This is a genomic window from bacterium, assembly GCA_040756715.1.
In the GTDB taxonomy this organism is placed as follows: Bacteria; UBA9089; UBA9088; order UBA9088; family UBA9088; genus JBFLYE01.
Window position 1 is genome coordinate 989 of record JBFLYE010000124.1, and the last position, 10760, is coordinate 11748.

A 10760-nucleotide genomic window follows, 5' to 3' on the forward strand; every position below is an offset into this window, starting at 1 on the left:
TAAGATAAAAAGCTCTAGTTTGAAGGAGCTAAAAATTCTTCCCAGAAAGCCTACAAATATTGATTCTCTATCCTGGAAAATAGCATCCTCTTATATTATGCCAAACCTCTATTTTGACAAAGATGCAACAAAAAAAAGGATGGATGAAAAGAAAGGGATAGAGCCAATAATGGTTTTTGTAAAAAAGGGGGATGTAATAATTTCTGAAGGAGAGGCGATAGATGCACTAACTGAGGCAAAATTTAAGGCTATTGCCCAAATTTCAAAGGGCATAAGTAAAGAAAGCCTTTATAGATTTATACTCATCTTTATCTTGTCCATTTCCTTCATCATTGCTTTTATTCTTAAATATCAAAAAGGTCTAAAGGAAGAGAAAATTTTAGCCATTTCTTTTGTTTCTCTTTTTATAATTGCCTTTGCAAAATGCCTTGCAATATGGAGGTCAGATTTTTGGATGTATCTTCCATTTTGCTCTTTTTCTCTTCTTCTGGCATTGTTATCTTCATCCCTTCTTTCCCTATTTTTTACATTTATTTTAAGCATTCTTATTTCTTTTGGGTTTGGATTAAAGCTTAATGTTCTCTTATTCTTCTTAAGCTGTGGGCTTTTTTCTATATTCCTCCTCCCCTTAGCAAGAAAAAGGGCTTCTCTTATTAAGGTTTGTTTAGGTATTTTTCTATGTAATATCTTATTAGCCCTATTTCTTTTAGAAGAGCCGTTAAGGGCAAAGCTTGTCTTTTCTTTTCTTAATGCAATTATTGTCTATTTTGTAACCCTTGGAGCCCTTTATATGTTAGAGCTTTTCTTCTCTACAAATTTTAAACTCCTTGAGCTTTCTGACCTTAATATTCCACTTTTAAGAGACCTGTTTCTGGAAGCACCTGGAACATATCACCATTCACTTATTACAGGAACCCTGGCAGAGGATGCTGCTTTGTGCATTGGTGCAAATTCTATCCTTGCAAGGACAGGAAGCTACTATCACGATATTGGAAAGATTTTCAATCCCGAATACTTTCCTGAAAATCAGAAGGAGAAAAAGGAAATTCCATCCCCTGCTATTTTGAAATCCCATATTGAAAGGGGCGTAAGTATTGCAAAGATAAAGCACCTTCCCTCTGAAATTATAGAGATAATCCAATCCCATCATGGAACATCAAAGATTGGCGATGAAAGATACCCTGGACCTTTACCAAATACAAAGGAATCTGCCATTGTTATGCTTGCCTCCTTAATTGATGAAAAAATAAGGGCATATGAAAAGCCATCACCCGAGGCAATAAGAGAAATTGTAAAAGGGGTAATAGATGAAAAAATGTTCTCTCAAGAGCTCCTTGAAGCACCCCTTACAATTAAGGAGCTAAAGATTATAGAGGAAAGCTTTATAAATATCCTTACTACCTTATTTCATGCAAAGGACCTTAATGATGAAACAAAGGCTATTGGTTGATGTAGCTAATCGACAAAGAATGGGGCTTCCAATTAGGCGGATAAAGGCTATGGCAAAGGAGGTTTTTAAGAAGGAAGGAAGGGGGGGCGAATTAAGTATTGTTTTTGTAAATGATAATGAGATGAAAGAATTAAATAAAAGGTTTTTAGGAAAGGATAAACCAACCGATGTTTTATCTTTTCAATTAAGCGAATCTATAGGAGAAGTTATCATCTCAACAGATACAGCAAAGAGACAAGCAATTGAATATGGAATTTCTTTTATTAGCGAAATTAGTGTTCTCCTTATTCATGGCTTGCTTCATATTTTAGGTTATAATCATTCAAAAGAAATGAGAGAAAAAGAGGAATTTTATTTTAGGAGGGTTTAAGAAATGATAAAGCTTGGTGTAAATGTAGACCATATTGCAACCCTTAGGGAGGCAAGGAAGGGCTTTGAGCCAGATCCTGTAGCTGCTGCAATATTAGCAGAATTGGCAGGTGCAGATGGAATTGTTGTCCATCTCAGGGAGGATAGGAGGCATATTCAGGAGAGGGATTGCAGGATTTTAAGGGAGGTTGTAAGGGGAAAGCTTAATCTTGAGATGGCAGCAACCGATGAAATGGTAAAGTTTGCAAGAAGCTTAAAGCCAGACCAAACAACCCTTGTTCCTGAGAGGAGGCAGGAGCTTACCACAGAGGGAGGCCTTGATGTTATTTCTGGAGCTGATTTTATCAAGCCATTAATTTCTATTCTTAAGGAGAGTGGAATAAGTGTATCACTCTTTGTTGATCCTGAGGTTGACCAGATAAAGGCAGCTAATAAATGCAAGGCAGATGCTATAGAAATTCATACAGGGATGTATGCAAATGCAAAAAGTCAAGATGAAATAGAGGATGAGCTTGAGAGGATAAGAATTTCTGCAGAAGCAGGAAAAAAGCTAGGTCTTTCTGTCTATGCAGGTCATGGCTTAAATTACCAAAATGTTACAAGGATTGCCAAAATTTCCCAAATAGAAGAGCTCAATATTGGCCATTCAATTATTGCCAAAGCATCCCTGGTTGGCATTCAAGAGGCAGTAAGGTCTATGCTTAAGCTTATCAATTAAGTGATATTTTTCTTCCTCCTCCTTTCTTTACCCATCTTTTCCAAAGAGCTTCTTATTGAAGGAGATAGGATTGAATATAGGGATGGTTTAATTTCTGCATCCTCAAAGACAACCCTTGTTTTTGAGGATATAAAAATAACCTCAGATGCTATTGAAATAAAGGATGATGAAATTTTATGTTTCTCTGGTTACCTCTCTACAGAAAACTTTCAATTCTTTGGAAAAAAAATAAAGAAAGAGAAGAATAGAATAACCATAGAAAATGGTTGGTTTAGCACCTGCCCTAATAGAAACCCTCATTATCGCCTTAGCTCAAAGAATATTACAATAGGTCCAAAGATTGTAAGGGCATCCAATATTACCTTAAGGATAGGGAATTTTCCTATTTTCTATATCCCATTCTATTCCTATCCGTTGAAAGCTAAAGATTCTCCCTATAGCATTGGCATTGGAAGGTCTGATTCTCTTGGCATTTTTGTAAAGACAAGGTATAATTATTCTTTAAAAGAAAAACAAATAGGATTTCTTCTTGATTATTATCAAAAAAAGGGGGCTGGATTTGGGATAGAGAGCCAATCATTTCTTGGTTATTCTAGTAAAGAAAGGTATGTTTTGGATTCCTTTTATAAAAAAAAAGATGGATGCATAAGAATAGAAAAATCTTTTGATCGCCTTGTATCCTACGATTATCTTAAGGGTGAGATAAAAGACAAGACAAAGAGCTATTTTATGTTAGAGAAAAGCGGCTCTTCTTCTTTAGGAAGGATTGTTTTTGAGGAAGATGATTATTTCTCAAAAAAAACAAAATATATTCCAAAAGGAAATTTATTCTTTAGAGGAACAAACATTAAAGGAGTGGTAGCAAGCCTTGATATTTCTGGAGAGAATGTTAAAGAAGATATCTATAGCCAAAATTTTACCATAAATCCAAGAATTTCAAAGCAAATTAAAATAGGAGGGATACCGTTTCTTCAAACCTTTGATTTCAAAGTAAAAGATGGGGGTAGCTATTCTCTCTCATCCCTTTCCAATATAAGGCTTCAAAATAAGAATGTAAAGTTTGATCTTGGATACCTAAGGGAAGATAAGGAAGATAGGATTCCTTTTCTCATAGAAGGATTTCTTTCTAATGTAATGGGAAGCATTGAGGGAGAATTTTTGCTAAAAGATAAAGAATTTGATAATATAATGTTTCTATTTTCTACAAAAAAAGGGAGATTTTCCTTTATCTTTGACGGAAGGTATAAGAATGATAGGATTAATGCCTCTTTAAATATGGGGTTTCAAGAGGAAAAATACGCTATAGACCTATTTTGGGAAATATTGGAAAAGAAAGAAGATTTTATAGCCTCATCTATTTTTTTAAGAAAAAGCGAAGATTTTTCATTTAAGCTTACCGGATATAATGGTGGAGAGGATTATGTTGAGCTTCTTATAATGAAAGCCCTCCATTGTGTTAACCTAGATTTTAAAATAAACACAAAGGGAGATTTTGGGCTAAATTTAAATTTAAAATGAAAGCAATAGGCTATTTAGAAAAGGCAATAAAGATTACCATTGCAAGCTCTTTGGTGGTTGTCTCTCTATATTTTGACAAAAACATTGTTGGGATATATGATATAAGCAAGGCATCAGGGCTTTGGATTTTTGCCTTTATCATCCTTGGGTTATGGTTCTCTCTTATTGTTTTAAAAGGAAAATGTGAATTTTTCAAAAATCCCCTTAATTTTCCAATTGTTCTTTGGCTCCTGGTTAATATCACCTCAACCATCACATCAGATGCTCCAATAATTAGCCTATTTGGCTTCTACAAAAGCTATGAAGGGCTTCTTACCCAGATAAGCTACATTGTCATTGCTTTGGCCGTTATCCATCTTTGCAATATTTCCTATTTAAAGAAAATTATCAAAATAATTGCTATTATTGGGGTAATTTCGGGAATATATGCAATTTTTCAATATCAAGGGATGGATTTTTTCTTTCCCGAGAGGGAGGGAGGTGGAAGGGTTATATCCTTTATGGGAAACCCTATCTTTGCTGCTACCTATCTGGTTATGTCATTCTTTATCACCCTGTGTCTTTATTTTCATTATCAGGGTATTGCAGGTTGGTTTTTCCTTATCGCCTCATCCATAATTTACCTCGCATCATTTATGATGCAAAGCAGGGGTCCATTCTTAGGCTTTATTTTTTCATACCTTGTCTTTATTGTTGCCTTTCTATTTTTAAGAAAAAATAATAAAAAATTTTGGATAAGCCTCATAATTGTTGCAATAATAACCATTATTTCAAATTTTTCTTCTAATTCAATCATGGGAAGGTTCTTTGGAGAGGTTTCTAAGGCAGCTAATGCTCAAATTGAAATAAAGGGCTCTGCGGGAGTAAGGCTTGCTATATGGAGGGATGTTTTAAGGAATGTTTTAAAAAAGCCATTATTTGGAACAGGTCCAGATACAATGCCAATTTCATATCCAAAGTATAGAACACTTGATACGGTAAGAAAAGTAGGGGTATATGCTACAGCGGAAAGCACACACAATGAATTTTTGGATATTTTAGCAACAAGGGGTATATTGGGGTTATTGGCATATCTTTGGATTATTTTTGTCTTTGTTTTTCTTTCTATCAAGGCCCTGATTACATTTCAAGATAAATGGCTCATCGCTGGAATTAGCTTATCCTGGCTTTCTTATATTGCCTCAAATCAATTTGCCTTTGGTGTCCATTCAACATCTTTATTATTTTGGGTTTTAACCGGCTCAGTTGCCATTTTTTACAAACCAAAACAACAAAAGAAGCCCTTTTTAAAGAGAATTCCCCAAAGCAAGATTTTCTTTGTTTTTTTAATATCCATAATTACAATGATTCTTCTTTTCTTTCTTAGCAAGCCATATCGGGCAGATAGGCTATATAGGGTTGTATACGATATAAGGGATAAAAAGCCTTTGGAGGATGTAATTAAGGCTTGTGAGGATGTTTTAAGGGTATACCCCTATGATGTTCAATACCTTCAGGAGCTAAACAGCCTTTATCTTTCTGCAGCCCAACAGGAAAAAGATACAAAAATCTGGATTTCAAAGACAAGGGATATAGCAAAGAGGCTTATCTTTGTAAATCCAAATTCTGATATAGGATATACGGTGCTTGCCATATCCTATTACCTTGAGGGAGGCTCTATGGATAAGGTTATTGAAAATTACAAAAAGGCAATTGAGTTAAACCCATATTCCGTAGATAGCCATTGCAATCTGGCTCAAACATATCAGAGGGAGGGGATGTTCAAAGAGGCAAAAGAGGAGTATAAAAAAGCCCTTGAGGCAGACCCTGAATGTGAAAGGGCTATTTCTGGGTTGAAAATCTTGGAAGCAAAAAATCTCTAAAATTGATAATTGCTTTAAGGAAGACATTTATACCAATCTGCTATCACCTTACAAGCAGGCTTTTTAAAAGGGGTAAATCCAGAGGGATCATCCTTTTCCTCCCAATGCCACCAATACATCCCATAAATCCAGCTCCTTTCTTTTGTAGCCTGAAATGTTGCCTCATAGCATAGGGCTTGCTCATCGTAATCTACCCTGGCCTTATCTTCTAATGCCCATGGTTTAATGCTTGCCCCATCAATTGAGGGAAATCCAATCTCGGTGAACAAAACAGGCTTTCCTATCTTCTTCTGCCATTTTTCTATGAGATTAAGCCAATATTCCCACTTTTTCTTTAATTGGGCAAGGGTTGGACAAGAAGATTGCGAAAGGGAAAAATATGGACAGATTCCTATATAATCCAATGCATCCCAGAACCTTATCTTTTGGATCTCTGGATAATAGGCAGAATATGTTAAAAACCCAGAAAATCTCTCTCGGGCAAGGGCGATAATATTTCTCCACATATCTTCCCTCTGGGATGTTCTCCATAATTCTGCTCCCACCACAAATCCCTCTGCATTACACTCCTCAGCCAGGTCTGCATAATGGCAGATCCAATATTTATAATATTCCTCCCATCTTTGCCAGCTAGCTTCACTTTTAAACTTTATATATGCACACCAACCATCTGTAAAAATGTGCGGCTTTAAGACTGTCTTCATTCCCAATGAATGTGCCTTTTTTATTATATCCTTCAAAGAAGAATCATCTGGGGTTAGCTTATCTTTATAGATTATGGGTGAGTCTTTGTCGCTTTTAAGCTCAAATACCAAGACAAGGTAATTAACATTAAGTTTCTTAAGATGCTCTATTGCCTCCCCTGCTTTTAAATCACCCTTCCTTAAACGATAGGTAAATGCCTTTTGATATTCTATTGCCTGCAAACCTCTGGCAAGAAAAAGGAGGAGAAATAAAATTCTCATTTTATCACGCCAATCTTTCCTATCCTTTTGTTAGAGGATACATCTTGGATAAGGTAGAGATAAACCCCTGAGGCAATATCTCTTACATCCCAGATTGCTTCGTTATTTTCCTCAGATAATCTTTCGAGTAACTCCCCGGCAATATTGAATATCTTTATTGTGCTTTCCTTGGGAAGATTAGAAAAATAGACCCTCTTTTCTCCACGATATACCCTTGCGGGATTGGGAAAGACAATTACACCATCAAGGCTTTGTTTTTGCAGGAAACATCCTGGGGCTAAAAGGCAGAGATGGGTTAGCGTTCCATAGATTGTATTGCCTAAAACATAGGAGGGAATCTCTTTCCAAATATCCTCTTTAAATACATATAGCCTTAAATTCTCTGTGATTGAGCCAAGCTGAATTTCGGGAATGATTAAAAATGGGCTAAAAATCTCACCTTGTGTCCCAAAAGCCCTTATTGAATAGCAAATCCCAAGGTGATTAGGAAGGGAGGATAAAAGAGATATTGTGCTTACATCATCAATTTTAAAATAGAATGGCCTTTCTGCTCCTTTAACCTTAAGGGTTAGGTTTCCATATCTTATGGCTTGTTCTCTTTCTGGATTTATTAAGACAAAGATTTGCCTCTCTAAGGTAGATGTTCCCAGTGATACACTAAGGGTAGCTATTCCATAATTGAAAGAATTTAAGATAGTAAAGCTTCCCTGGGTATAGGTAGCATTTGCCGGGATTGTTATTGTGCCAAGCGAGGTGGTTAATATACTAGAATCTGGGAGTAATACGGGGTTTTTATCCAAATCCTCAAGGAATATGGAAAGGGTAAAGGGAATATAGGTTGTAATTGTATCTGGGCATTCTATCCTTAAATGGTGTAAGGGATTTTCCTCTACATCAAAGAAACAATATCCATAGGCAATCAATTCCTCATCATTATTCTCCAATATCCCCAATCCTTGAGCTCTGACCCTTGACCCTTTACCTTTGACTCCTGACTCCTGACTCCTGACTCCCGACTCTTTAAGGTATATCCCATAAACAAGCTTATGCATTCCCGAATATTGGGTTTGAAATGGCGCCTTTACATTAAATGCATTCCTTCCCTCCTGAAATGAAAGATTTTCAGAAAATACCTCGCTATAATTTCCCTTTGGGTCTTCCATCCATCCCTTTATCCTTGCTTTATCTGAGAAATTGGAAAGGAAGATAAGTCTAAGTTCCATTGTATCTTTTTTCTTATAAACTTTTCTATCCAATTCTTCTTTAATTACCCTTGTCTCTTTCCCATAAACATCAAATGGCTTTTCAAAGGTATAGGTTCCTAGGCTATAGTAAAGGTAATAGGTGCCTGAAAAGAGATTTTTGGGCAAAACAAAGGTATCGGTGAATGTTTGGGTAATGTATTCTTCTCTGGAATAATCCAGACCATTGATGGTAAGTGTGCCTGGTATATTTGCCTTTGCATAGATGGTCATCGTTTCTCCCATTTTATAGACATCCTGATCAGTCCAGAGGGAAATAACCTCGTTTTCCTGGTTAAGGTATAATGAATTAAGGTGTATTGCCCTTCCTTCTTTTGTATAGATGCCATAGAAGAGCTTTTCTGAAAAACCTGTTACCTTAAAGGTAAAGGTAAGGGTATTGCTTCCATAAAGAGAAAATGCCCTTTCTTCTTCATATCCATTTAGTCTTACCTTAGCAAACATTGATAGGCTTCCCATTTTGCTTAAGTTGGTAATCCTTAAAGTAAGGGTAGCAGGGTCATCCAATTTGTAGAGGATTTTGTCTAAATAGGCAAGAAGTCCAATCTTTATTCCCCTAATATTTAAGGGAATCTCTATCCTCTTTTCATTTATCCTTAATTCTCCTGTAAATGTCCCATCCTCAAAGTCATCGGGAATAGAGAATGGAATCATTATTGTTTTTTCGCAATCAGAAGAGAGGAACAAGGAATCCTTAAAATCAATGAGGTCTAAAAGGGCAAAAGAAAAATCGCACCTATCCTCAACAAATCCAATGTTTTCAATGGTAAAGGTAAGGGTGGCAATTTCACCCACGATTAACCCTGGATAAGCAAGCTCCTTTAATCTGAAATCAGGGGTTAAAGAAAATATTTCCTCCCTTTTAAAAATACCTTCTCCATTATAAAGAACCTCTCCCATTATGGTATAGGTTCCTTTTGATACATTTGGCTCTAAGAGAAATGTATGGGTTCCTTTCTCTGCCTTTTTTATCTCTATTGCCTTTTCTTGTTTAAAGAATGAGGAAGAAAGGGCTAAATTTCCCATAAAATCATTTCCCCCTTGATTTGAAACAAAAACATCAACCTTTATCTTTTCATTTTCTTTTCCTAAAACCATATCCTCTATTCTGGCAAGATTATTCTTTGCTACCTTAAATTGCCTTGTTCCTGTGCCTCTAAAGTAATCATAAGAGAGCTTGTATGTTCCTGTGGAAAGCTCATAGACTAGTGTCCCTTCTATTTTACTACCTGCTTGCACAAAGAATGGCTGGATGAGCAAAACAGAATCCCCTTGAATTTTAACCTTTGACTTCTTTCCCTCCTTTGTGCCTTTGTGCCTCTGTGCCTCTGTGCCTATAATAATCTTTGCTGCTTTGCACCAATTATTTCCAAAGGCTTTTTTATTGCCTTCTTTTTCAAGCTTAAAACTAACCTCAAACTCCGAATCCATCTTCCCCTTATTTTCTAAAGCAAAGGGAAGCTCAATAAATGGGTAAGGATATACTGGCTCGGGATTTAGAGAAAGTTCCACTTTTTCCCCAAATTCTACAAACTTAGTCCAGATTCCTACCACATCACCCGAGAGAACTACGGTAATTGTCCCATCCTCTAAAATACTAAACCATTGTTCTATTATCTTGCTTTCTCCTCCCTCAATGCTTATACTTCCCTTTGTGATTAGCCCTTGAAGATTAAGGGAAAAATCCAGGTCTATCCTTCTTTTTCCCTTGTTCTTAAATAAAATAGAAAGGCTTTGTGTTCCCCTTCCTACAACCTCAGAGGAGATTATAGAAACATCAAGGCTTGGTTGCTCAACAATTATTCTTTCGCTAATTTTAACCTCCTTTACTTCCCCTTTAAGCATAAATGACGAATCTGCGGTTTTTGTTGCCACAAACAAATAGCTTGCTTGGGGAGATAAGGTAAATGAAGCGGTAAACAACGGCTCATTATTGCACATTAAGTTTAAGTTTAATTCTTCGGAAACTGTGCCCTTATTGCTCACTGTCCCAAAGATGGTAATTATTTCACCTGGCCAATATATCTTCTTATCTGGAGCAAGGAAAAGCTCAATTGCGGAGGGAAAGATGTAGAAGGGGTAAATAACCGGTAAGGCTATGTTTTGGGAAAGGGATGAGCTTAAGGAGGCTTCCAGATACAATTTCCCCTTTGCCGAAAGGGTTCCAATCTCTATCTCTTGTTTATTTGTTTCGCCCTTTTCAATATTTATCGGAATCTCTTGCTTAAAGAGGATATTATTGCCATCCTCACTATATTTGTAATACCTTGTTGCACTATAATCATCCCTGAACCAAACTGACTCAGCATCTATTCCTATTTCGGCGATATAACTAATTCCTAGCCTACTATTTTCTGGGGTATAATGCCTCCAAATTTTATTTATCTTATCATATCTATAAGCACCATTAGCTCCTCCAAACCAGACAGAGTTTTCATCTGCTGCTACCGCATAAATATTTACCAAACCAACCTCTTCCCCAAAACGCTCAAAGGTATCATTTGCCTTGTCATAGCGATAAGCACCTTTATAGGTGGCAAACCAGACATAGTCTTTATCTACTGCGATTGGGCTTGCTAATATATCAGGAAATTTTTCCACCTCCTGAGTGATTTT

The 10760-nt window shown here is 36.4% G+C and carries 7 protein-coding genes; 5 read left to right on the forward strand and 2 right to left on the reverse strand.

Going from position 1 to position 10760, the window contains the following annotated elements; all coding sequences use genetic code 11:
• From AB1397_04780 to AB1397_04800, 5 genes are all read left to right on the forward strand, one after another.
• Positions 1-1450 (forward strand): HDIG domain-containing metalloprotein (locus tag AB1397_04780; protein MEW6482298.1); only part of this gene is annotated, 1450 nt, incomplete at its 5' end.
• Positions 1425-1820: an rRNA maturation RNase YbeY gene (gene ybeY / locus AB1397_04785; protein ID MEW6482299.1), complete on the forward strand. Its 396-nt coding sequence runs from the start codon at positions 1425-1427 to the stop codon at positions 1818-1820. The genes AB1397_04780 and ybeY, both read left to right, overlap by 26 nt.
• Positions 1821-1823: 3 nt before the next feature.
• Entirely contained in the window at positions 1824-2537 is a 714-nt protein-coding gene (locus AB1397_04790) for a pyridoxine 5'-phosphate synthase (protein MEW6482300.1), read from the forward strand.
• Entirely contained in the window at positions 2538-4055 is a 1518-nt protein-coding gene (locus tag AB1397_04795) for a hypothetical protein (GenBank protein ID MEW6482301.1), read from the forward strand.
• Positions 4052-5917, forward strand: coding sequence for an O-antigen ligase family protein (locus AB1397_04800; GenBank protein ID MEW6482302.1), 1866 nt, complete (start codon positions 4052-4054; stop codon positions 5915-5917). Before AB1397_04795 ends, AB1397_04800 begins: the two co-directional genes overlap by 4 nt.
• Positions 5918-5931: 14 nt before the next feature.
• On the opposite strand, the gene AB1397_04805 is transcribed toward AB1397_04800, so the two are convergent.
• Both AB1397_04805 and AB1397_04810 read right to left on the reverse strand, forming a co-directional pair.
• Positions 5932-6882, reverse strand: a complete 951-nt coding sequence (locus AB1397_04805; protein ID MEW6482303.1) for a hypothetical protein — start codon at positions 6880-6882, stop codon at positions 5932-5934.
• On the reverse strand, positions 6879-10760 hold a 3882-nt coding region (locus tag AB1397_04810), incomplete at its 5' end, for a T9SS type A sorting domain-containing protein (GenBank protein MEW6482304.1). The genes AB1397_04805 and AB1397_04810, both read right to left, overlap by 4 nt.

What these genes read in the sequence shown, in the direction of transcription:
- AB1397_04805 (MEW6482303.1), bottom strand. Translation starts at nt 6,882, where the DNA reads ATGAGAATTTTATTTCTCCTCCTTTTTCTTGCCAGAGGTTTGCAGGCA.
- AB1397_04790 (MEW6482300.1), top strand. Translation starts at nt 1,824, where the DNA reads ATGATAAAGCTTGGTGTAAATGTAGACCATATTGCAACCCTTAGGGAG.
- AB1397_04800 (MEW6482302.1), top strand. Translation starts at nt 4,052, where the DNA reads ATGAAAGCAATAGGCTATTTAGAAAAGGCAATAAAGATTACCATTGCA.
- ybeY (MEW6482299.1), top strand. Translation starts at nt 1,425, where the DNA reads ATGATGAAACAAAGGCTATTGGTTGATGTAGCTAATCGACAAAGAATG.